The sequence below is a fragment of the Pseudomonas sp. NPDC089996 genome (genome assembly GCF_044748405.1).
GTDB lineage: Bacteria > Pseudomonadota > Gammaproteobacteria > Pseudomonadales > Pseudomonadaceae > Aquipseudomonas.
Genome location: NZ_JBIVGA010000002.1, coordinates 413247 through 435410 on the forward strand (window position 1 = coordinate 413247; position 22164 = coordinate 435410).

General features: G+C 64.8%; 23 protein-coding genes. 17 read left to right on the top strand and 6 right to left on the bottom strand.

Annotated features, from left to right (window positions below; all coding sequences use genetic code 11):
* The first annotated feature begins 199 nt into the window (after window positions 1–199).
* The 3 genes from ACIPW4_RS04775 (at window position 200) to ACIPW4_RS04785 (ending at window position 1717) form a co-directional block, all read left to right on the top strand.
* On the top strand, window positions 200–451 hold the full coding sequence (locus ACIPW4_RS04775) for a hypothetical protein (protein WP_400655278.1): 252 nt from the start codon (window positions 200–202) through the stop codon (window positions 449–451).
* Between the two features lie 85 nt (window positions 452–536).
* Complete coding sequence (locus tag ACIPW4_RS04780) at window positions 537–920, top strand: VOC family protein (protein ID WP_400655280.1); 384 nt, start codon at window positions 537–539, stop codon at window positions 918–920.
* A 77-nt stretch (window positions 921–997) separates the two neighbouring features.
* Window positions 998–1717, top strand: coding sequence for a TorF family putative porin (locus ACIPW4_RS04785; protein ID WP_400655282.1), 720 nt, complete (start codon window positions 998–1000; stop codon window positions 1715–1717).
* Here the strand turns inward: ACIPW4_RS04785 and ACIPW4_RS04790 are convergent.
* Window positions 1714–2592, bottom strand: a complete 879-nt coding sequence (locus ACIPW4_RS04790; protein WP_400655284.1) for a DMT family transporter — start codon at window positions 2590–2592, stop codon at window positions 1714–1716. The genes ACIPW4_RS04785 and ACIPW4_RS04790 overlap by 4 nt on opposite strands.
* 224 nt (window positions 2593–2816) lie before the next feature.
* Between ACIPW4_RS04790 and ACIPW4_RS04795 the strand changes: the two genes are divergently transcribed.
* Entirely contained in the window at window positions 2817–3458 is a 642-nt protein-coding gene (locus ACIPW4_RS04795) for a cupin domain-containing protein (protein ID WP_400655286.1), read from the top strand.
* A 32-nt stretch (window positions 3459–3490) separates the two neighbouring features.
* Here the strand turns inward: ACIPW4_RS04795 and ACIPW4_RS04800 are convergent, their stop codons facing one another.
* Complete coding sequence (locus ACIPW4_RS04800) at window positions 3491–4378, bottom strand: LysR family transcriptional regulator (protein WP_400655287.1); 888 nt, start codon at window positions 4376–4378, stop codon at window positions 3491–3493.
* 238 nt (window positions 4379–4616) lie between these two features.
* Between ACIPW4_RS04800 and ACIPW4_RS04805 the strand changes: the two genes are divergently transcribed.
* The 8 genes from ACIPW4_RS04805 to dctM all read left to right on the top strand — a co-directional run bounded on the left by ACIPW4_RS04805 (window position 4617) and on the right by dctM (window position 13198).
* Window positions 4617–5456: a MaoC family dehydratase N-terminal domain-containing protein gene (locus ACIPW4_RS04805; protein ID WP_400655290.1), complete on the top strand. Its 840-nt coding sequence runs from the start codon at window positions 4617–4619 to the stop codon at window positions 5454–5456.
* 21 nt (window positions 5457–5477) lie between these two features.
* Window positions 5478–6641 carry an acyl-CoA dehydrogenase family protein gene (locus ACIPW4_RS04810; RefSeq protein WP_400655292.1) on the top strand — a complete coding sequence of 388 codons (1164 nt, stop codon included), beginning with the start codon at window positions 5478–5480 and terminating at the stop codon, window positions 6639–6641.
* 10 nt (window positions 6642–6651) lie between these two features.
* Window positions 6652–8001, top strand: a complete 1350-nt coding sequence (locus tag ACIPW4_RS04815) for an MmgE/PrpD family protein (RefSeq protein ID WP_400655295.1) — start codon at window positions 6652–6654, stop codon at window positions 7999–8001.
* A gap of 19 nt (window positions 8002–8020) precedes the next feature.
* A complete protein-coding gene (locus tag ACIPW4_RS04820; RefSeq protein WP_400655297.1) occupies window positions 8021–9220 on the top strand; it encodes a CaiB/BaiF CoA transferase family protein in 1200 nt (399 codons plus the stop codon).
* Window positions 9217–10035, top strand: a complete 819-nt coding sequence (locus ACIPW4_RS04825) for an HpcH/HpaI aldolase/citrate lyase family protein (RefSeq protein ID WP_400655298.1) — start codon at window positions 9217–9219, stop codon at window positions 10033–10035. The genes ACIPW4_RS04820 and ACIPW4_RS04825 overlap by 4 nt, the downstream gene beginning before the upstream one ends.
* A 179-nt stretch (window positions 10036–10214) precedes the next feature.
* Entirely contained in the window at window positions 10215–11213 is a 999-nt protein-coding gene (locus ACIPW4_RS04830; RefSeq protein WP_400655301.1) for a TRAP transporter substrate-binding protein, read from the top strand.
* A 69-nt stretch (window positions 11214–11282) separates the two neighbouring features.
* Complete coding sequence (locus ACIPW4_RS04835) at window positions 11283–11915, top strand: TRAP transporter small permease (RefSeq protein WP_400655303.1); 633 nt, start codon at window positions 11283–11285, stop codon at window positions 11913–11915.
* Complete coding sequence (gene dctM / locus ACIPW4_RS04840) at window positions 11915–13198, top strand: C4-dicarboxylate TRAP transporter large permease protein DctM (protein WP_400655306.1); 1284 nt, start codon at window positions 11915–11917, stop codon at window positions 13196–13198. Before ACIPW4_RS04835 ends, dctM begins: the two co-directional genes overlap by 1 nt.
* A gap of 149 nt (window positions 13199–13347) precedes the next feature.
* On the opposite strand, the gene ACIPW4_RS04845 is transcribed toward dctM, so the two are convergent.
* Window positions 13348–14229 (bottom strand): LysR substrate-binding domain-containing protein, encoded by an 882-nt coding sequence (locus tag ACIPW4_RS04845; RefSeq protein WP_400655308.1) that lies wholly within the window; start codon window positions 14227–14229, stop codon window positions 13348–13350.
* A 65-nt stretch (window positions 14230–14294) separates the two neighbouring features.
* Entirely contained in the window at window positions 14295–16085 is a 1791-nt protein-coding gene (gene ggt / locus ACIPW4_RS04850; RefSeq protein WP_400655310.1) for a gamma-glutamyltransferase, read from the bottom strand.
* A gap of 117 nt (window positions 16086–16202) precedes the next feature.
* Here ggt and ACIPW4_RS04855 point away from each other — a divergent pair, with 117 nt between their 5' ends.
* The gene (locus tag ACIPW4_RS04855; RefSeq protein ID WP_400655312.1) at window positions 16203–16853 is read left to right on the top strand and encodes an ankyrin repeat domain-containing protein; all 651 of its coding nucleotides are present in this window, start codon (window positions 16203–16205) and stop codon (window positions 16851–16853) included.
* A gap of 128 nt (window positions 16854–16981) precedes the next feature.
* Here ACIPW4_RS04855 and pobA read toward each other — a convergent pair whose 3' ends face one another.
* Window positions 16982–18169 (bottom strand): 4-hydroxybenzoate 3-monooxygenase, encoded by a 1188-nt coding sequence (pobA, locus tag ACIPW4_RS04860; protein ID WP_400655313.1) that lies wholly within the window; start codon window positions 18167–18169, stop codon window positions 16982–16984.
* 130 nt (window positions 18170–18299) lie between these two features.
* Here pobA and ACIPW4_RS04865 point away from each other — a divergent pair, with 130 nt between their 5' ends.
* The 3 genes from ACIPW4_RS04865 to ACIPW4_RS04875 all read left to right on the top strand — a co-directional run bounded on the left by ACIPW4_RS04865 (window position 18300) and on the right by ACIPW4_RS04875 (window position 20602).
* Window positions 18300–19178, top strand: coding sequence for a helix-turn-helix domain-containing protein (locus tag ACIPW4_RS04865; RefSeq protein ID WP_400655315.1), 879 nt, complete (start codon window positions 18300–18302; stop codon window positions 19176–19178).
* A gap of 111 nt (window positions 19179–19289) precedes the next feature.
* Window positions 19290–19688, top strand: a complete 399-nt coding sequence (locus tag ACIPW4_RS04870; RefSeq protein WP_400655317.1) for a MerR family DNA-binding transcriptional regulator — start codon at window positions 19290–19292, stop codon at window positions 19686–19688.
* A gap of 14 nt (window positions 19689–19702) precedes the next feature.
* Complete coding sequence (locus ACIPW4_RS04875; RefSeq protein WP_400655319.1) at window positions 19703–20602, top strand: hydroxymethylglutaryl-CoA lyase; 900 nt, start codon at window positions 19703–19705, stop codon at window positions 20600–20602.
* A gap of 532 nt (window positions 20603–21134) precedes the next feature.
* On the opposite strand, the gene ACIPW4_RS04880 is transcribed toward ACIPW4_RS04875, so the two are convergent.
* Window positions 21135–21653 carry an MgtC/SapB family protein gene (locus ACIPW4_RS04880; protein ID WP_400655321.1) on the bottom strand — a complete coding sequence of 173 codons (519 nt, stop codon included), beginning with the start codon at window positions 21651–21653 and terminating at the stop codon, window positions 21135–21137.
* A 255-nt stretch (window positions 21654–21908) separates the two neighbouring features.
* Here ACIPW4_RS04880 and ACIPW4_RS04885 point away from each other — a divergent pair, with 255 nt between their 5' ends.
* Window positions 21909–22148 (top strand): DUF3203 family protein, encoded by a 240-nt coding sequence (locus tag ACIPW4_RS04885; protein ID WP_400655323.1) that lies wholly within the window; start codon window positions 21909–21911, stop codon window positions 22146–22148.
* Window positions 22149–22164 lie beyond the last annotated feature (16 nt).

A 22164-nucleotide genomic window follows, 5' to 3' on the forward strand; every position in this document is an offset into this window, starting at 1 on the left:
TTGTATTGGCCGGCCACTGGGCACTAATGGGAGGGCCGCTTTGCGGCCCACCACCGACGAGCCAGTTACCACAGCGGATTGCGCAATCCTCGCAGCAACCTCGATAGTCACTATCGACAACACCAATTTCTACCCATCGGCCGCAATCAATAACCTAGCTCCATCGATTCCCACCGCCCGAATCCTGGAGCTTCCCCCGATGAACACCACGGCCCGCCTGCTGCTCGCTGCTCTCACCGCCACCGCCATCGCCGTGCTCACCGGTTGCGCCAGCCACCCCGAGCTGCGCCCCTACACCGCCGAGGAAACCCGCCAGTTGCAACTCGAGGCCATTCAACGCCAGGCACTGTCGCTGGATGAATACGAACTGCGCAAGCGGGTCATCGAACGTTCCGCCAGCCAGCAGGTGATCACCGAGACCCGTGAAGCGCTGCCAGCCATCAAAGGTTGATAGCTCACGTCGAAGCGGCGGATTGCACTGGCCAGACAGAGTGAGCTAGAACACGGCGATGGATCCCCCTCACGGAAGCCGCCCAATGATCGACCACCTGGACCACTTGGTACTGACCACCATCGACGTCGACGCCTGCTGCGACTTCTACACCCGCGTGCTGGGCATGCAACGGGAAACCTTCGGTGCCGGCCGCCTGGCGTTTCGCTTCGGCAACCAGAAGATCAACGTGCATGTGCGTGGTCACGAGTTCGAACCCAAGGCTCACCTGCCCGTGCCGGGCGCGCTGGACCTGTGCTTCATCGCCAGTATTCCCCTGGAAGCGGTGATTGCCCGGTTGCACGAGGCGCAATGGCCAATCATCGAGGGCCCGGTACAACGAACCGGCGCCACCGGCCCGATCCGCTCGGTGTATGTGCGCGATCCGGACCTGAACCTGATCGAGATCGCCGAACCCCTCCCCACCTGACCGCCACGCGCTGGCATAAGCCCACCTGACAGGGGTATCCTTGCCCGCTCAACAGCAAGCCTTCCAGGACGGTGAGCATGACCAGGCCCCTTCTGTTGCTGACTGCGGCCCTCCTCTCGAGCCCGGCACTGCATGCGCAACAGATCCAGCGCCAACTGGGCGATTTCGACTTCAAGCTCGGCACCACACCCTCGCGCAGCATGGCCCAGGGGTTGATTTCGCCGAGCGCGATGGGCGCCTTTCATGGTGGCCTCGACCTCAGCCACACCAGCGGCTGGTACCTCGGCCAGTACGCGCCGAGCATGGGCGTGACGCCCGACTCCACCCTGCGCCTGGACAGCTACACCGGCTACAAGCACCACTTCGACAGCACCCTGGGCTATGAGGTGGGGCTGATCCACTACAGCCAGCCGAACATCGCCGGCGCCGACAGCTACGCCCTGTACGGCGGCATCTCGGTGCTCGGCAGCCGCTTCGGCGGCGCCTGGCGCGATAACCCGGACAACCGCACCGGTACCCTGTTCGCCGACTTCGGCCATTTGCCCTTGTTCGATGTCGACCTGACCGTCAAGCTTGCTCACCACCGCCTGGGTACGCCCTTCACCATCGGCGACGGTAGCCAGATCGACGGCTTTTCCGACTGGTCGCTGGAGCTGTCGCGGCCATGGCTGGGTATCGACCTCAACCTGATCTACAGCAACTCCGACCTCAGCGGCAGCGGCTGCGAGGCCTATGCCGGCATCAACACTTATTGCGAAAGCATGGTCACGCTCAAGGCCCAGCGCAGTTTCTTCTAACCTGCCCTGGCCGGCAGCAGCGCCAGCGCCACGCCACCCAGCACCACCAACGAGGCGAGCAGCAGGCGCAGCGACATCGGCTCGCCAATCAGCAGCACCCCGCCCAGCGCGGCGATGACTGGCACGCTGAGCTGCATCGTCGCCGCCTGCTGGGCGGAGACTTGCTTGACCACTGCGTACCAGACGGCATAGCCCGCCCCCGAAGCCAATACCCCCGAAGCAAGGGCATACAGCAAGCCTGCCGGGCTGACATGCGCCCGCGCCAGCGCCAACATGACAACGCCAAGGACCACGAGCATGGGCAGGCTGCGAATGAAGTTCCCGGCCGTGTCGGCCAGCGGATCGGGCGAACCTTTACCCAGCAGTGTATAGGCGCCCCAGGCCACACCGGAGGTCGCCATCACCAGGGCGCTGAGCAGCGGCGGCGCTTCGGCACCGGGCAGCAGCAACAGGACCAGGCCGGCAAACGCGATCAGCATGCCCAGCAACGTGCGTGCGCTGAGGCGTTCGCCCCTGAACCAGGCGAAGGCGAACATGGTGATCTGGACCGCGCCGAACAGCACCAGGGCGCCGACGCCAGCGCCCAGTTGCAGGTAGGCCACCGAGAACAGGTAGGCATAGAGGTACAACGCCAGCCCGCCCTTCCAGCTGCCGCCCAGGGCAACGCCCGGCTTGCGCAGACGCATCAGCAGCAGCAGAAACACCGCCCCGCTGGCCAGGCGCACCACCGTGAACGACTCGGCATCGATCGCCCCGTCTCGTAGGGCCAGGCGGCAGAAAATCGAGTTGGCGGCGAAGGCCACCAGGCTGAACAGGGCTGGCCATAGCCAGAACTGTTTGCCTTGACCGGCAATGGCTGTAGTGCGGACACTCATGGTGTTGTCACCTCTGAGGGAGATTCTTGTTTTGGTGGTGTTTTGGAGACTTTATCAAGATCCCACAACATCTGATCATGGGCGGATGCCTGTGCCAGCCATTTCGCGGGTAAAACCGCTCCTACAGGTACATTGCAAGATTCTAACGCTGTGCAATCCTGTGGGAGCGGGTTCACCCGCGAAAGGGCCGGCACAGGAACCAACCAACCACCAGGAATACTACCTTGCTCCCGGACCGCCTGAACGCCGACCTGACCCTGCCCGCCATCATGCACGGTGCCGACCTGCCCTGGCTGGCCAGCCCGTTGCCCGGCGTCGAGCGCCGCCCGCTGTTTCGTATCGGCGGCGAGAAGGCCCGGGCCACCAGCCTGGTGCGTTATGCCCCTGGCAGTCATTTCAGCGCCCACCAGCACCCTGGCGGCGAAGAATTCGTGGTGCTGGAAGGCGTGTTCGAGGATGAGCGCGGCCGTTATCCGGTTGGCAGCTATGTACGCAACCCGCCAGGCAGCGCCCACGCGCCGAAGTCGAGCGAAGGCTGCACGATCTTCGTCCGCCTGCAGCAGTTTCATCCGGAAGATGACCAGCAGCTGGTTGCCACGTTGTTGGCCAAGGGCGACCAACTACTGTTTTCCAACGCCCATGAACAGGTGTGTCTCAAGCCTGTGCAACCCGGCGCCGCTATTCACCTGGAGAATCCTCGCGGCCTGGAATGCCTGCTCCTGCAAGGCAGCCTGGACGGCGCCGAGTTCAGCCTTCAGCCGCTGAGCTGGATACGCCTGCCAGCAGGCACGCCCTTGCACGCATCCGCAGGGCCCCAAGGCGCACGCCTCTGGTTCAAGGACGCCGAGCCTACCTTGGGACTTTGATATTTCTTTCGGCGTCACCGCCCCAGCCAGCCTCAAGCTTCTGGCATCAACGTCGCAATCAACGCCCGCACCGCCCCCGGCAGCGCCTCCAGCTCACGCACCAGAATGCTCCGTTCGCGCACCGCCCATGGCTCATCCAGGCTGATGGTCACCAACTCCATGGTCTGGCTGTGCCGCAGTGCCGCCGACTCGGGGATGATACCGATGCCCACCCCCGCCTCCACCAGCCGGCAGATCGCCTCGAAGCTCGACAGCTGGATGCGCAGCGACAGGTTCAGCCCCATGCGCTCGACATGGTCACGCAGGAAGCTCAGCAAGGTGCTGCCGTCGTGCAGGCCGATATGCTGGAAGTCCAGGGTCTGCTTCAACGACACCGTCTTGCACTTTGCCAGTTCATGGCCCGCCGGCACGATCAGCACCAGGCGGTCGGTGCTGAAGTGCATCACCTGCAAGCCGCTGGCTTCCACTGGCCCGGCGATGATGCCCATGTCGCTGCTGCCATCGAGCACACCGCGCACGATGTCCCGCGACAGGCGCTCCTGCAGGTCGACGGTCACCCCGGGGCGCCTGGCCATGAAGCCGGCCAGCACTTCGGGCAGGAATTCGGTGACGGCGGTGGTGTTGGCAAAGATGCGGATATGCCCGGCCGAGTCGGTGCCGAACTGGGCGAACTCGGCTTTCAGATAATCGACCTGACGCATGATCAGGCGGGCATGCATCAGCAGTTTGTGCCCGGCCGGGGTCAGCTCCACGCCACGGCTGTCGCGGTACAGCAGGCGCGTGTCGAGCTGGGCTTCCAGGGCCTTGATCCGTGCACTGGCGGCGGCCGGTGAGAGAAATGCCCGGCGTGCGCCCTGGGTCAGGCTCGGTGATTCGCCGATATGGATGAAAAGCCGCAGGTCTGCCAGATCAAAATGCATTCGAAGCTCCGCTTATGGCTACCGGCCTCTTCGCGGGCAAGCCCGCTCCCACAGAGACAGCGCCGCAGTCGAGGGCTGCACCCTCTCTGTGGGAGCGGGCTTGCCCGCGAAGAGGCCAGCACAGGCAAAAACATGGCGTTCAGCATACATGAACGCTGCCTTATACAAATGCAAATTCACAGAATGCCAGGCGCCTCGCATGATCGGCCCATAACAACAAATGCAGAGGCCCACGGTTATGACTGCTTCCCACCCGCCCATCGACTACAGCGCCTGGATCGGCCGTACGGAAGAGGCCGTCGATGAGCTCAGCCGCAACCTGATCAAGCGCATCGCCGCCACTTTCGGTGAATCCGCACCCGCCGTCGGCCAACCACTGCCACCATTGTGGATGTGGTGCTTCTTCCAGGAGCCGCTGGCCGAATCGCAACTGGGGGCGGACGGCCACCCGGCACGCGGTGGCTTCCTGCCCCCGGCCGACAACCGCAACCGCATGTGGGCAGGCGGCCGGGTCGAGTTCATCGCCCCGCTCGAGGTCGGCGCCGAAGCCCATCGCCTGTCAACCATACTGCACATCGAGGAAAAGCACGGCCGCACCGGCGCGCTGCTGTTCGTCACCGTGCGTCACGACTACTCGCAGCACGGCCAGCTGTGCGTGCGTGAAGAGCAGGACATCGTCTACCGTGAGCCCAACCCGCCCAAGCTCGACAGCGCCGCAGCCGATGCGCCGGCCGACTGGAGCGAGGCAGTCACGCCGACGCCGACCCTGCTGTTCCGGTATTCCGCCGTGACCTTCAACGGCCACCGCATCCACTACGACTTCCCCTACGTCAGCGAAACCGAAGGCTATGCCGGCCTGGTGGTGCACGGCCCGATGATCGCCACCCTGAACCTGCGTGCGTTCATCCGCGCCAACCCTGGCAAGCACGTGCGCCACTTCGCCTACCGCGGCGTGCGCCCGCTGACCGTGCCCACCCCGTTCGAAGTGGCCGGGCGCATCAGCGCACCCGGCCAGGCCCAGCTGTGGGCCGGCAATGCCGCCGGTGTGGCACAGAGTGCCGACGTGCTTTTCGACTGATACCAGACAGGGAACACCCGCATGCATACGTACGACAGCGATGACCTCAATGCCATCCGCGAAGGCGTGCGCGCCTTGTGCGCCGAGTTCGACGCCAGCTACTGGCGCAAGATCGATGAAGAAAAGGGCTTTCCGGAGGCCTTCGTCAAGGCCATGACCGACGCGGGCTGGCTGTCGGCGATGATTCCCGAAGAATACGGTGGCTCTGGCCTGGGCCTGGCCGAGGCCTCGGTCATCCTTGAGGAGGTGAACGCCTGCGGCGGAAACTCCGGCACCGTGCACGGGCAGATGTACAACATGTTCACCCTGCTACGCCATGGCAGCGAGGAACAGAAGCGCCACTACCTGCCCAAGCTCGCCAGTGGTGAACTGCGCCTGCAGTCGATGGGCGTCACCGAACCCACCACCGGCACGGACACCACCAAAATCAAGACCACCGCCGTGCGCCAGGGCGACAAGTACGTGATCAATGGCCAGAAGGTGTGGATCTCGCGCATCCAGCATTCGGACCTGATGATCCTGCTGGCACGCACCACGCCCTTGCCAGAGGTCAAGAAAAAGTCCGAGGGCATGTCGATCTTCCTGGTCGACCTGCGTGCAGCCATCGGCAACGGCCTGACCGTGCAACCCATCGCCAACATGGTCAACCACGAGACCAACGAGCTGTTCTTCGACAACCTCGAACTGCCGGCCAGCAGCCTGATCGGCGAGGAAGGCAAGGGCTTTCGCTATATCCTCGACGGCCTCAACGCCGAGCGCACGCTGATCGCCGCCGAGTGCATCGGCGATGGCCGCTGGTTCGTCGAAAAGGCCAGTGCCTATGCCCGCGACCGGATGGTGTTCGGCCGCCCGATCGGGCAGAACCAGGGGGTGCAGTTCCCCATTGCCGAGGCCCACATCGAGATCGAAGCCGCCGACCTGATGCGCTGGCGCGCCTGTGCCGAGTACGACAGCGGGCAGAATGCCGGGGCCAGTGCCAACATGGCCAAGTACCTGGCGGCCAAGGCCTCGTGGGAGGCGGCCAACGCCTGCCTGCAGACCCACGGCGGCTTCGGCTTTGCCTGCGAATACGACGTCGAGCGCAAGTTCCGCGAAACCCGCCTGTACCAGGTGGCGCCGATCTCCACCAACCTGATCCTGTCCTACGTGGCCGAGCACCTGCTCGAACTGCCGCGCAGCTTCTGAGGGCCTGAGCATGCTGCATACCCAAGCCCTGGCGGGCTTCCTGGCCGACCTGAACTACGCACAGATTCCCGCCCCCGTGCTGGACCGCACCGAAGACCTGTTGCTCGACTGGCTCGGCTCGGCCCTGGCCAGTCAGGGCGCGCACCCGATCCCGTTGTTCGAGCGCTATGCCGAGCGCATGGGCCCTGCCCAGGGCAGCGCCCGCGTGCTGACCACCGGCCGCACTTCGTCGCCTTATTTCGCCGCGCTGGTCAACGGCGCTGCCTCGCACCTGGTCGAACAGGACGACCTGCACAACAGTTCGGTGCTGCACCCGGCGACGGTGGTGTTCTCCGCCGTGTTGGCGGCGGCACAGGACCTTGGCAAGTCAGGTCAGGATCTGTTGCTGGCGGCTGTCGCCGGCTACGAAGCGGGCATTCGCATCGGTGAATTCCTCGGTCGCTCGCACTACCGCATCTTCCACACCACCGCCACCGTCGGCACCCTGGCCGCTGCCGTGGGCGTGGGCAAGCTGCTGGGCTTCGACAAGGAGCAGTTCATCAACCTGCTCGGCAGCGCCGGCACCCAGGCCGCCGGGCTCTGGGAGTTCCTGCGCGACGCGGCCGACTCCAAGCAGCTGCACACCGCCAAGGCCGCTGCCGATGGCCTGCTCGCCGCGTACCTGACCGCCGATGGCCTGAGCGGCGCGCGCAATATCCTCGAAGGTGACCAGGGCCTGGCCGCCGGCATGTCCAGCGATGCCGACCCGACGCGCCTGAGCGACCGCCTGGGCACACGCTGGGCGCTGGCGGAAACCTCGTTCAAGTTCCATGCCTCGTGCCGCCACACCCACCCTGCCGCCGATGCGCTGCTGCAGCTGATGCAGCGTGAAGGCCTGAATCATGAGCAGATCGCCAAGGTGGTCACCCGTGTGCACCAGGGCGCCATCGATGTGCTCGGCCGGGTGACCGTCCCGGCCACCGTGCACCAGGCCAAGTTTTCCATGGGCACCGTGCTTGGCCTGATCGCCGTGCATGGCAGTGCGCAGCTCATCGAATTCCGCGACCTGGCCCTGACCGACCCACGGGTCGCCAGCTTTCGCGACAAGGTCGAGATGCAGCTGGACCCTGAAGTCGACGCCGCCTACCCGGTCCGCTGGCTGGGCCGTGTCGACGTCACTTGCACCGATGGCCGCCGCTTCCACGCCGCCATCGACGAACCCAAAGGCGACCCTGGCAACACCCTCTCGCGCCCGGAGCTGGAGGCCAAGTTCCAGCGCCTGCTGGCCTACTCCGGCGCCCGCAGCCCGGCCCAGGGCCAGGCCCTGATCGAGCAGGTCTGGCAGCTGCGCGATGCGCGCTCGCTGGCCGCCTTGCACTGATGATGAACAGGTGACCCCCATGACCCAAACCGCACCCCGCCCGCTGGACGGCATCACCGTCGTCAGCCTGGAACATGCCATCGCCGCGCCCTTCTGCACCCGCCAGCTGGCCGACCTGGGCGCCCGCGTGATCAAGGTCGAACGACCCGGCAGCGGCGACTTCGCCCGTGGCTACGACCAGCGCGTCGACGGCCTGGCCTCGCACTTCGTGTGGACCAACCGTTCCAAGGAAAGCCTCACCCTCGACCTCAAGCAGCAGGCCGCCGACGGTATCCTCGACGCCCTGCTGGCCAAGGCCGACGTGCTCGTGCAAAACCTCGCACCCGGTGCGGCCGCACGCATGGGCCTGTCGTTCGAAACCCTGCACCAGCGCTTCCCGCGCTTGATCGTCTGCGACATCTCCGGCTACGGGGCCGGTGGCCCGTATGAAAAGAAGAAGGCCTACGACCTGCTGATCCAGAGCGAGGGCGGCTTCCTGTCGGTGACCGGCGGCCCGGGCGACGAGGAAATGGCCAAGGCCGGTTGCTCGATCGCCGACATCGCCGCCGGCATGTATGCCTACACCGGCGTGCTGTCGGCGCTGTTGCTGCGCGACAAGACCGGCCTGGGCAGCCGCATCGATGTGTCGATGCTGGAGAGCCTGGTGGAATGGATGGGCTACCCGATGTACTACGCCTACAACGGCGCACCGCCACCGCCGCGTGCCGGTGCATCGCACTCGACCATCTACCCCTACGGGCCGTTCCCAACGGGCGGTGGCGGCACGATCATGCTCGGCCTGCAGAACGAACGGGAATGGTCGCTGTTCTGCGAGAAGGTGCTGCTCGACCCGGCGCTGGCCGGCGATGACCGCTTCAGCGCCAACTTCAAGCGTTCGGAAAACCGCGAAGTGCTGCGCCAGATCATCGTCGAGCGCTTTGCCGCCCTGTCGCTGGACGAGGTGGTAGCGCGCCTGGAAGACGCCCAGATCGCCAACGCCCGGGTCAACGACATGCACGGGGTGTGGCAGCATCCGCAGCTGCAGGCCCGCGACAGCTGGCGCGAAGTGGACAGCCCGGCCGGCAAGCTGCCGGCGCTGCTGCCGCCGGGGCGCAATGCGGCGTTCGTGCCGCGCATGGACGCCGTGCCGGCGCTGGGCCAACACACCCAGGGCATCCTTGACGAGCTGGGCTTTACCGCCGAGCAACAGGCCGGCCTGGTGTCGGGAGGCGTGGTATGAGCCCCGTGCGCTCGGCACTGTTCGTGCCCGGCAGCCGACCGGAACGCTTCGCCAAGGCCTTGGCGGCAGGTGCCGATGTGGTCATCGTCGACTTCGAGGATGCCGTCGAGGAGCCGTTGAAGCAGCAGGCCCGCGACAACCTGGCGGCCTTCCTGCAGGCCACACCGCAGGCGTCGGTGTGGGTGCGGGTGAATGCGCCGCAGCACCAGGAACATGTCGCCGACCTGGCCTTCTGCGCCCAGCATCCGGGTGTCGCCGGTTTGCTGCTGCCCAAGGTGGAAACCGCCGCCCAGGTCGCGCTGGCCTGGCATGGCGGCAAGCCGGTGTGGCCGATCATCGAGAGTGCCAAGGGCCTGTTGGCGCTGGCGCAGATTGCCGCGGCAGAGGGCGTCGAGCGCTTGTCGTTCGGTAGCCTCGACCTGGCGCTGGACCTGGGGTTGAACACCGAGAGCGAGGCGGCCCGGCAGTTTCTTGACCAGGCGCGCATGGCAGTGCAACTGCATTCGCGGGGGGCGGATCTGGCGCCGCCGCTGGATGGGGTGTTCCCGGCGATTGCCGATGCCGAGGGGCTGCAGCGGGCCGTGCGGCATGCCTATGACATGGGGTATGGCGGTGCGTTGTGCATACATCCGCAGCAGGTGGCGGTGATTCATGCAGCGCTTGCGCCCAGCGCCGAGGAACTGGCCTGGGCGCGGCGGGTGCTGGCGGCGAGTGAGGCAGCCAACGGCGCCGGGGCGTTCCAGCTGGACGGGCGGATGGTCGATGCACCGGTGGTGTTGCGGGCGCAGCGGTTACTGGTTCAGAACAAGGACTGAACCTTGTGGGAGCGGCCTTGCGGCCCATTCGCGACGCAAGGCCGCTCCCACAATGATCGTATAGGCGGCGTTCATCTATGCCGAACGCTGGCTTACACAAATGCTAATTCTCCACACGCATGCCCGTGGTTCATCTTTACTCTCACTCCTCCTACAACAATAAATCAGAGGTGACACCCATGCTGAAACTGACCCAGGCGCTGTTCTGCGCCGCCGCAGTGTCCATGGCCGGCCTGGCCCAGGCCGCCGACCCGATCATCATCAAGTTCGCCCACGTGGTGGCCGACAGCACACCCAAGGGCCAGGGCGCGCTGATGTTCCAGAAGCTGGTCGCCGCCGACCCGCAGCTCAAGGACAAGGTCAAGGTCGAGGTCTACCCCAACTCCTCGCTGTTCGGCGACGGCAAGGAAATGGAAGCGCTGCTGCTCGGTGACGTGCAGATGCTGGCGCCGTCGCTGGCCAAGTTCGAGCACTACAACAAGCAGGTGCAGATCTTCGACCTGCCGTTCCTGTTCGACGACCTGGCTGCCGTCGACCGCTTCCAGCAAGGCCCGCAGGGCAAGGCGCTGCTGACCTCGATGGAGGACAAGGGCATCCGTGGCCTGGCCTACTGGCACAACGGCCTCAAGCAGCTGTCGGCGAACAAGAAGGTGATCCTGCCCAAGGATGCCCGTGGCCTGAAGTACCGCGTGCAGGCTTCCAGTGTGCTCGAAGAGCAGTTCAAGGCGATCCGTGCCAACCCGCGCAAGATGAGCTTCGCCGAGGTTTACCAGGGCCTGCAGACCGGCACCGTCAACGGCACCGAGAACACCTGGTCGAACTACGAAAGCCAGAAGGTCAACGAAGTGCAGCCGTTCTTCACCGAGACCAATCACGGCCTGATCGACTACATGGTGATCACCAACGCCAAGTTCTGGAACAGCCTGCCGGAGGACGTACGTGGCGAACTGCAGACGATCATGGACAAGGTCACCGTCGAGGTGAACAAGCAGGCCGAAGCCCTCAACCAGACCTCGCGGCAGAAGATCATCGACGCCAAGACCAGCGAGATCGACGCACTGACCGCCGAGCAACGCGAGCAATGGCGTGAAGCCATGCGCCCGGTGTGGGAGAAGTTCTCCGACCAGATCGGCGCCGACCTGATCAAGGCCGCCAGCGACGCCAACAAAGCGTCCTGACCCAGCGGCGCCCTGCCCCCGGCCACCCCTCTGCGGGTGGCCCACCCTCGCTCTGTCTGGAGAACCCCTATGCAATCGCTCAGGCGTGTCTGGGAGCACTTCGAGGAAGGCATGATCGCCTTTCTCCTGGCGGCCATGACCTTGGTGACCTTCCTCTACGTGGCGCTGAACAACCTCTACACGATGTTCTACACGCTCAGTGACCACTGGGCCTTCGCCAGCGACCTGCTGCTGGGCATCGGCGACCACCTGATGGCCTATGCCCAGGACATGACCTGGAGCATCGCCCTGACCAAGGCACTGTTCGGCTGGCTGATCTTCTTCGGTATCTCCTACGGCGTGCGCACCGCCGGCCACCTTGGTGTCGATGTGCTGGTGCGGCGCACGCCCAGGCCGGTGCAACGGGTGCTGGCAATGATCGCCTGCGCCTGCTGCCTGGCCTACGCCGGGCTGTTCCTGGTGGCGAGCATCAAATGGGTGAGCGCGGTGCTGGTGGCCGGCATCGGTGCCGAAGACCTCGACCGCTACGGTATCAAGGTCGGCCATATCGCGCTGATCGTGCCGTTCGGTTTCGCCCTGGTGATCCTCCGCTACCTGGAAATCCTCTACCGCCTGTTCACCCACCGCCAGTACGGCCTGGGCCTGGCCGACGAGGCCGCCGAAGCCAGCAAGCTGGCCAACCCCGGTGAGGAGCACCACTGATGACGGTCATCTGCCTGTTCCTGCTGCTGTTCGTGTTCATGTTCCTCGGCGTGCCGATCGCCATCTCGCTGGGCCTGTCGGGGGCGCTGTCGATCCTGATGTTCAGCCAGGACTCGCTCAGTTCTCTGGCGATCAAGCTGTTCGAGACCTCCGACAGCTACACCTTCCTGGCCATTCCGTTCTTCCTGCTGTCGGGCGCATTCATGACCACCGGTGGCGTCGCCCAGCGCCTGATCGACTTCGCCAACGCCTGCGTCGGGCATATCCGAGGTGGCCTGGCTATCGCTGCAGTGCTGGCGTGCATGCTGTTCGCTGCACTGTCGGGTTCGTCGCCGGCCACTGTGGCCGCCGTCGGCTCGATTGCCGTGGCCGGCATGGTGCGCTCCGGCTACCCCCGCGAGTTCGGTGCCGGGATCATCTGCAACGCCGGCACCCTGGGCATCCTGATCCCACCATCGATCGTCATGGTGGTGTACTCGGCGGCCACCGAAACTTCGGTCGGCAAGCTGTTCATGGCCGGAGTGGTACCGGGCCTGCTGCTGGGTGTGGCGCTGATGGTGGCGATCTACATCGTTGCCCGCATCAAGAAACTGCCGGCACAGCCACGGGCCAGTTTCGCCGAATGGCTGAGCACGGCCCGCCGCGCTTTCTGGGGCCTGCTGTTGCTGGTGATCATCCTTGGCGGCATCTACAGCGGCATGTTCACTCCCACCGAAGCGGCTGCCGTGGCGGCGGTGTACTCGGCGTTCATCGCGCTGTTCGTGTACAAGGACATGCGCCTGCGCGACTGCCCGAAAGTGTTGCTGGAGTCGGGCCGACTGACCATCATGCTGCTGTTCATCATCGCCAACGCCATGCTCTTCGCCCACGTGCTGACCACCGAGCAGATCCCCCAGCAGATCACCCAGTGGGTGATGTCCGAAGGCCTCACGCCGATCGGCTTCCTGATCATGGTCAACATCGTGCTGCTGGTGGCCGGCAGCTTCATGGAGCCGTCGGCGATCATCCTGATCCTGGCGCCGATCTTCTTCCCGATCGCCATGAAACTGGGCATCGACCCGATTCACCTGGGCATCGTGATGGTGGTGAACATGGAGATCGGCCTAGTGCATCCGCCGGTGGGGCTGAACCTGTTCGTCACCTCGGCCGTGACAGGGCTGACCCTGGGGCAGACGATCCGCGCGGCGCTGCCATGGCTGTCGATCCTGCTGCTGTTCCTGGTGCTGGTGACCTACGTGCCGTTCATCTCGCTGGCGCTGCCGGAGTGGTTGGGCATGCCATAGCCATCGACCTGAGATGCTGCCCCGTGTAGGAGCGGCCTTGTGTCGCGAAAGGGCTGTGCAGCAGCCCCAGGATTTTGGTATTACCGCACAGATTGCTGGGGCCGCTTTGCGGCCCATTCGCGACACAAGGCCGCTCCTACAAAAAGCCGTTATATGCCTCCGGCCGCAAGCAACTGGCTCATCACCCCGGCCAGGTCCTTGACCATCACATCGGCCGTCGGCTTGTGCACGATGACGATCTCGTAGCTGTCCACCTCCGGCAACCCTTGCGCCGCCCCCAGCACCCGATGCTCGCCGGTCGCCGCCCGAGGCGGCAGCAGGCTGATGCCCATGCCATCGGCCACCGCCGCCTGGATACCACTCAGGCTGGAACTGGTGAAGCTGATGCGCCAGCGCCGGCCCATGCCCTCGATGGCGCTGATCATGTCCTCGCGGTACAGCCCCCGTGGCGGGAAGGTCACCAGCGGGATCGGGTCGAGCTCGAACGCCGGCAACCGCGCGCTGTCGATCCACTGCAAGCGCTCGGGCCAGCAGGCCACGCCTTCGCGGCTGTTGCGCCGCTGCTTGAGCAGCACCAGGTCGAGTTCGCCGTTGTCGTAGGCCTGGCTGAGGTCGCGGCACAGGCCGCTGGTGACTTCCAGCTTGACCTGCGGGTGCAGGCGGCTGAACGCCGACAATGCATTGGTGGTGCGCCCGCCAACGAAGTCCTCGGGCACGCCAAGGCGCACGGTCACCCCGACCATGGCCCCGGCCAGAGCTTCGAGCATCTGGTCGTTCAGCGCCAGCATGTGCCGGGCATAACCGAGCAGGGTCTGCCCGGCGTCGGTCGGCAGCACGTCGCGGTTGCCACGCACCAGCAGGCGGTGGCCGACCATGTCCTCGAGCCGGCGCACCTTCTGGCTGATGGTCGACTGGGTGGAGTGCAGGCGCGCGGCGGCGGTGGTGAAACTGCCGCAATCGGCCACCACGACGATGGCGCGCAACAGGTCGAGGTCGAACAGGGCTCTATTCGATTTAACGCTGATGGACATCTAGGTATTCAACTTATGAATGACAAGCCTGATTTCTACCACGCCGCTGCAGGCCCGGCAACGCGCTAGTCGCCCAGGGCCACACCTTCGCGCCGCGGGTCGGCGCCACCGGCCCACCCGTCGGCCGTGCGCTGGATGATCTGCATGCCGCTGGTCATGGTCATCGGTGTCACCTCGTGGCCCCAGGCGCTCAGTTGCCGTACAAGCGCCGGGCTGACCAGCCCGGCCTCAACTTCAGTCCCGGCATTGCGGCTGCCATAGTTCGGCAAGTTGGCCGCCTGCTGCGGATCGAGGTGCCAGTCCAGCAGGCCGATCAAGGCCTTGTTCACGTAGCCGATGATCTGCGAGCCACCGGGCGAGCCAAGGCTCGCCACCAGCTCGCCGGAGCCGCGCGAGAACACCAGGGTCGGCGCCATCGCCGACAACGGGCGCTTGCCCGGCTGCACCCGGTTGGCCACTGGTTTGCCGTTTTCGGCTGGCAGGAACGAAAAGTCGGTCAGGTGGTTGTTCAGCAGAAAACCGCCGACCATCAAGTGCGAACCGAATGCAGACTCCACTGACGTGGTCATCGCCAGGGCCTGGCCGCCATCATCGACGGCAGACAGGTGCGAGGTGGAAATCCGCAGCGGCGAACGGTCTGGCGCCAGGGCCAGGTTGGCGCCGTGCGGGGTGCCCGGGCGGGCGTGCTTCATGCTGTGTTCGCCAACCCGTCTGGCGCGCTCGGCCAGGTAGGCCGGGTCGAGCAACGGCTTGACCGGCACCGGCACGTAGTCGCTGTCGGCCAGGTACTGGGCGCGGTCGGCGAAGGCCAGGCGTTCGGCTTCGGCCATCAGGTGCACGGCCTGTGGTGCCGGTTCCAGCCCCGCTACGGAAGCCACCCTGCGTGGCGGCAGGTTGGCCAGGTCGCGCTGCGCCGAGGTGCGCTGCAGGGCATCGAGAATGCCCAAGGTCTGCAACACGGTCACGCCCCCCGACGATGGTGGCGGCATGCCACAGATGGTCCAGGCCTTGTACGGCCCGCAGACCGGCGCGCGTTCCTTGGCCTGATAGCGGCGCAGATCCTCGAGCGACAGTTGCCCGGCGTTGGCATGCTGGCGCACTTCAGCCACCATGGCCTGGGCAATCTCACCGCCATAGAAGGCATCAACGCCGTCTTGCGCGATGCGTTCGAAGGTCTGTGCGAGCGCCGGGTTACGCAGGATCGTGCCAACCGCCAGGGGCTCACCCTGGTCATCCAGAAAGTACCTTGCCATGGCCGGCGAGCGGGCAATGAAAGGGTCGCCAGCGACCAGCGTGTGCAACCGTTCGGAAACGGCAAAACCATTGCGCGCCAAGGCAATGGCGGGTGCGAACAGGTCCTTCCACGGCAGCTTGCCGTGCTGATCATGGGCCAGTTTCAGCGCCCGCAGCACCCCTGGCACCCCTACCGAGCGCCCGCCGATCTGCGCGGCGCGAAACGGCATCGGCGAACCATCCGCCTGCAGGAACAGCTGCTCCGTCACCCCCGCCGGTGCGGTTTCGCGGCCGTCAAAGGCCTGCACGCGCTGGCCATCCCAGTACAGGATGAAGGCGCCACCGCCAATGCCGCTGGATTGCGGCTCGACCAGGGTCAGCACCATCTGCATGGCGATCGCCGCGTCGATGGCGCTGCCACCGGCACGCAGCATCGCCCGCCCGGCCTCGCTGGCCAGCGGGTTGGCCGCCGCCACCATGTGCCGGCTGGCGTGCACCGGCTGCAGGCCGCTACGGTAGCCGGACTCCAGCTCCGGTGGCGTGGGCAGTGGCTGGTCGGCCCAGACAACGCCATCGGCCAGGGCCAGGCACAACGTTGTGATCAGCGCAGTGGAAAGTCTCATCGGCGAGCATCCTGCCTTTACCTATTAAGCGGGCCACTGTGGGTCATGCGCATTCTTAACTTCAAGCCCCGGGTGGATTTTTCTAGGATACGGGCACGTTATCCGGGAGCCCTCGCCATGCGTTTACCCCTTGCCACCCTGGCCCTTGCCCTTTGCACCAGCCTTGCCGCCAACGCCGAGACCACCGCCATGGACAAGCAGTTGAACAACGCCGCCGCGCACAATGACGTCACCCGCCTCCAACACCTGATCAAGCAGGGTGCCCGCCTGGACAGCCGCGATGGCCAAGGGCGTACCGCTCTGCTCGTGGCCACCCATGGCAACCAGGTCGCGGCAGCGAAAGCGCTGATCGAGGCCGGTGCCGACGTAAACGCCAAGGACAACATCGACGACAGCCCGTACCTGTATGCGGGTGCGCGTGGCTTGAACGAAATCCTGCAATTGACACTGAGCCATGGTGCCGACCTCAAGAGCACCAACCGCTATGGCGGCACCGCGCTGATCCCGGCGGCCGAGCGCGGGCATGTGGAGACCGTCCAGATGCTGATCGATGCGGGCGTGGACGTGAACCACCTGAACCGCCTGCACTGGACTGCACTGCTCGAAGCGGTGATCCTCGGCGATGGTGGGCCGCGGCATGTTGAGATCGTGCGGCGCCTGCTGGCGGCGGGGGCGGATCGGCAGATCGCCGACAAGGACGGGGTGACTGCGCTGGAGCATGCGCGCCAGCGCGGGTATCAAGAGATGGTGCAGCTACTCAGCCACTGAGGCCTGCACAGTACCTGTGGGAGCGGGCGTGCCCGCGAAACAGACACCGCGGAGTCTGGCACCGGCGTCGCCGGTGTTCGCGGGCCAGCCCGCTCCCACAGGTTTCGTGTCGAACTCCAGAGCTGACGTCAAGCAACCTCTTCGTATGGCAACCCCACATAGTTCTCGGCAATGTTCACCAGCCCCGCCGGTGATGTCAGGAAGTATTCGCGATCGGCCTCCTGCATCTTCTGGTCCCAGGCATCCTTGTGCTCGCCGAAGTCATGCAGCAGCTGCGTCATGAACCAGCTGAAGCGCTCGCCCTTCCAGACCCGGCGCAGGGCCAGCGGCGAATACTGCTCGAGCAGATCGATACGCCCCTCGCGGTACACCTTGACCAGGATCCGGTACAGGTAATTGACGTCGGAAGCCGCCAGGTTCAGGCCCTTGGCGCCGGTTGGCGGGACGATGTGCGCGGCATCGCCGACCAGGAACAGGTTGCCGTACTGCATCGGCTCGACCACCAGGCTGCGCAGGGGCGCGATGCTCTTTTCCAGCGCAGGCCCGGTGATCAGCTGCTGCGCCACGTCCTCCGGCAGGCGCGCCTTGAGCTCGTTCCAGAAGCGCTCGTCGGACCAGTCCTCCACCCGCTCGTCCAGCGGCACCTGCAGGTAATAGCGGCTGCGCGTCTGCGAGCGCTGGCTGCACAGCGAGAAGCCACGCGCGTGGTGGGCGTAGATCAGCTCGTGGTTCACCGGCGGGGTATCGGACAGCATGCCCAGCCAGCCGAACGGGTACACCCGCTCGTACTCCTTCAGCACACCTTCGGGGATGCTCTTGCGGGATACGCCATGGAAGCCATCGCAACCGGCGATGTAGTCACAGTCCAGGCGGTGGGTCTGGCCATCCTTTTCAAAGGTCACGTAAGGCCGTCCGCCCTTGAGTTCGTGCGGCTGCACATGGCTGGCGCTGTAGATGATCGGCGCGCCGCTGGCTTCGCGGGCCTGCATCAGGTCACGGGTGACTTCGGTCTGGCCGTAGACCATGACCGTCTTGCCACCGGTAAGGCCCTTCAGGTCCAGGCGCTGGCGGCGACCGGCAACCAGCAGCTCGACACCTTCGTGCACCAGGCCTTCACGGTCCATGCGGTCAGCGACGCCGGCTTCGCGCAGCAGGTCGACGGTGCCTTGTTCAAGCACCCCGGCGCGGATGCGGCCGAGTACGTAGTCAGGGGTTTGGCGTTCGAGGATGACAGTGTCGATGCCGGCCTTGTACAGCAACTGGCCGAGCAGCAGGCCGGACGGACCGGCACCGATGATTGCAACCTGAGTGTTCATTGTTTTTATCTCGTTCGAGAGGGTTTGCCCTTGCATTTTTACTGGCAATAACCGCCAATTAAGTGTGCTATCCGATGCAAAAAATGCACTTTTACAAAAAACGTTCGATTAACGAACAGGCGCTTACGACATGAGATCCACCCTCCCCGGCGTGCCGCTGTTCCAGCTGTATGGCGAAAACCAGCACTGGCCCGGCACTGACCTGCTGCATTGCGAGTCGATCCCGGCGCGCAGCCGCCTGCACCACTGGGAGATCAAGCCGCACCAGCACGCCGAGCTGTTCCAGTTGCTGTATGTGCAGCGCGGCGAGGCCCAGGTGGAAATCGAGGGCGTGCGCAACAGCATTCTCGAGGCGGCCATACAGGTAGTACCGCCCCTGACTGTGCATGGCTTTCGCTTCAGTGCCGATATCCAGGGCCATGTGCTGACCTTCGGCACCGCGCTGGTGGCCGACCTGGAACAGCGCCTGGGCACGCCGCTGGGCGTGCTGGCAAAAGCGGCGTGTTACCCGCTGGGCAAAGACCGCGTGCAGCTGCGCGGCCTGATCGAAACGCTGCAGCAGGAATACCAGGGCAACGCCCCCGCGAGGGCTACCATGCTCGAAGCGCTGGTGACCGCGCTGATGGTCTGGATCAGCCGCCGCCAGCACCTGGGGCAGGCCCCCCGCAACCGTGACGAACGTGACCGGCAGTTGCTCGGGCAATACCTGCGGCTGGTCGAGGCACACTACCGCGAGCACCTGTCGGTGGAAGACTTCGCCGCCCGCCTGAACATCCCCAGCCTGCAGCTCAACCAGCTGTGCCGGGCACTGAGCGGGCAGACCGCATTGCAGGTGATCCACCAGCGCCTACTGCTGGAGGCACGGCGCAACCTCATCTATACGCGCATGAGCATCGGCCAGCTGTCCGACAGCCTGGGCTTCAGCGACCCGACCTACTTCGCCCGCTTCTTCAAGCGCCTGAGCGGGCAGACGCCCAATGGCTACCGGCGCTCGGGGCAGCCTGACTGATCCGCTGCGTGCGGGCTTGCCCGCGAAAGGGCCATCGGCACCGCCACAGCTGCTTGACGTAAACGTCAACCTGCCCTCAGGATACTGGCATACCCCACGCCGAGCCCGAGCATGAGCAGCCAGACCTACAGCATCTCCGACCTCTCCCGCGAACTGGACATCACCACCCGGGCCATCCGCTTCTACGAGGAGCAGGGCCTGCTGAGCCCCGAGCGGCGCGGCCTGGAGCGCATCTACTCGGGCCGTGACAAAGTCAGCCTGAAACTCATCCTGCGCGGCAAGCGCATCGGCTTCTCGCTCGCCGAATGCCGTGAGCTGATCGAGCTGTACGACCCCAGCAGCGGCAACCTCAAGCAGCTCCACAGCATGCTGGCGAAGATCACCGAGCGCCGCGCCCAGCTTGAACAGCAGATGCTCGACATCCACCAGATGCAACTGGAACTGGACACCGCCCAGGAGCGCTGTGAACAGGCCCTGGCTGCCACCCTGAACAACAACGATAAACGCTGACAGGAACCTCCACCATGCCCATGCCCGCAACAGTCCGCCTGGTCGAAGTCGGCCCCCGAGACGGCCTGCAGAACGAAGCCCAGCCCATCAGCGTCGCCGACAAGGTGCGCCTGGTCGACGACCTGACCGACGCCGGGCTGAGCTATATCGAGGTTGGCAGCTTCGTCTCGCCCAAGTGGGTGCCGCAGATGGCAGGCTCCGCCGACGTGTTCGCCGGCATCCAGCAACGTGCGGGTGTTACCTATGCCGCACTGGCCCCCAACCTGCGCGGCTTCGAGGACGCCCTGGCAGCCGGCGTGAAGGAAGTGGCGGTGTTCGCCGCTGCGTCCGAGTCCTTCTCACAGCGCAATATCAACTGCTCGATCAGCGATAGCCTGCAGCGTTTCGAGCCCATCATGGAGGCCGCGCGCAGCCACGGTGTGCGGGTGCGCGGTTACGTGTCCTGTGTGCTGGGCTGCCCTTATGAAGGCCAGGTCAGCGCCGAGCAGGTCGCTCCGGTGGCCAAGGCCCTGCACGACATGGGCTGCTACGAAGTGTCGCTGGGGGACACCATCGGCACCGGCACGGCGAGCGACACCCGCCGGCTGTTCGAGGTGGTGTCGGCCGTGGTGCCACGTGCACAACTGGCCGGTCACTTCCACGACACCTACGGCCAGGCCTTGGCCAATGTGTACGCCAGCCTGCTCGAAGGCATCAGCGTGTTCGACAGCTCGGTGGCCGGCCTGGGCGGCTGCCCCTATGCCAAGGGTGCTACCGGCAACATTGCGACAGAAGATGTGCTGTATCTGCTGCAAGGGCTGGGCATCGAGACCGGTATCGACCTCGACCGGCTGATCGCGGCCGGGCAGCGCATCAGCGGTGTGCTGGGCCGGACCAACGGTTCGCGAGTGGCACGTGCGCGCAGTGCACAATGAGTTTCATACAGGTGTCACATGAGTGTGGGTGAGTGTTACCTCCCCCACAGTTTCCAGCAAAAAGTCGGGTAACAGGGAAACAAATCGACAGATTTTCAGGCCGGCCAATTTCGCCATTTCCAGTCAACGCATTGATTTTAAAGGATTTTTAAAAGTTGGCACGGCGCCTGCTATGTATTTGGTACAACAACAAGAAAAAGCGACAACCAATAAAAACAACATGTAACGGCTCTGACATAACAAGAACAACACGGCAGAGGCGCAGCAAGCAGATTTTTTTGGAGTCGACAGGCTTTTCAGGGGTTCGCCCCGCGGACTGACACAGAACAATAAAACTACCTGAAGGTAGCGGCAGTCAGGCTCGGATCCACAGGATGAAAGCAGGTCAGCGCTCAAAAAAATACGTTTGCCCTTGACCCCGGATGGGGGTCGCTCGTGACATCAAGGCCAGCCTACAAAAACAACAAAAGGCCGGTCTCAATAATAAGAAAAGAGCAGGCAACAACGCCTTTGAGGGGAGCTACGGCTCCCCTCAGTGCTTCCTGCCCCCCTCCTCTTCCTGCTTGTCCTCGTCCTGCCCCTCGACCTTCTCCACCAGCAGCGGCATCGTGCCCAGCACCAACAGTGCCAGCACCGTGCTGATCAGCGCCGTGGCCTCTCGGCCCATGCCCGCAGCGGTACCGATTGCAGCCGTCATCCACAGCCCCGCAGCGGTGGTCAGGCCTTTGACGTGGCTGGTGTCCTGGCCGTTACCCTTGAGAATGGTGCCCGCGCCGAGAAAACCGATACCGGCGACGATGCCCTGGATTACCCGGCTCAGGGCCTGCTCATCGGCACCGGCCATGCTCGGCGCCAGCACGAACAGGGCCGCGCCCAGCGATACCAGCATATGCGTGCGCACCCCGGCGGACTTGCCCTTGTGTTCGCGCTCGAAACCCAGCACCGCGCCGAGCACGGCGGCCATCAGCAGGCGCACGAGTATTCGTACGACCTCGCGCTCATCGGTGATGTCGGCGAATTCAGCCTGAATGGTTTGCCAGATGAAATCCATGGGTCAGATACCGGGCTGCTTGGTTGTTATCTGTGCCGGCCCTTTCGCGGGTGAACCCGCTCCCACAGGTACTGCACTGCCCGTAAGACTCGCGCAACACCTGTGGGAGCGGGTTTACCCGCGAAGAGGCCGGCACAGGCGCCTAAGAAAGTTGACCATTGCACACCCCGCAAAGTGCCCACCCGCCCTCCCGATGCAGCAACCTTCCACGGCCCGCTGTCACAACCTGTAACCGCCCCCCTGGAGGACGCCACCATGCCCATCGAAGTTGAAGAAAGCACCCAACGCTGCACCCTGATCGGCGAAAAACTGCGCATCGAGGGTAAAGGCCCCGAGATCGAGATCGTTACCGACGAACAGCTGCACATGTCCGTGGCCATCCTCGCCGGCGAGCGCTTCCCGATCACCGAAGCCGAAGCCGATGCACTGACCGTGGCAGGTGCGGTGGATAGCCGCAGACACCTGAAAGCCAGCACGCCAGGCTCGGTGATCTGAGGCTCCAAACACCATA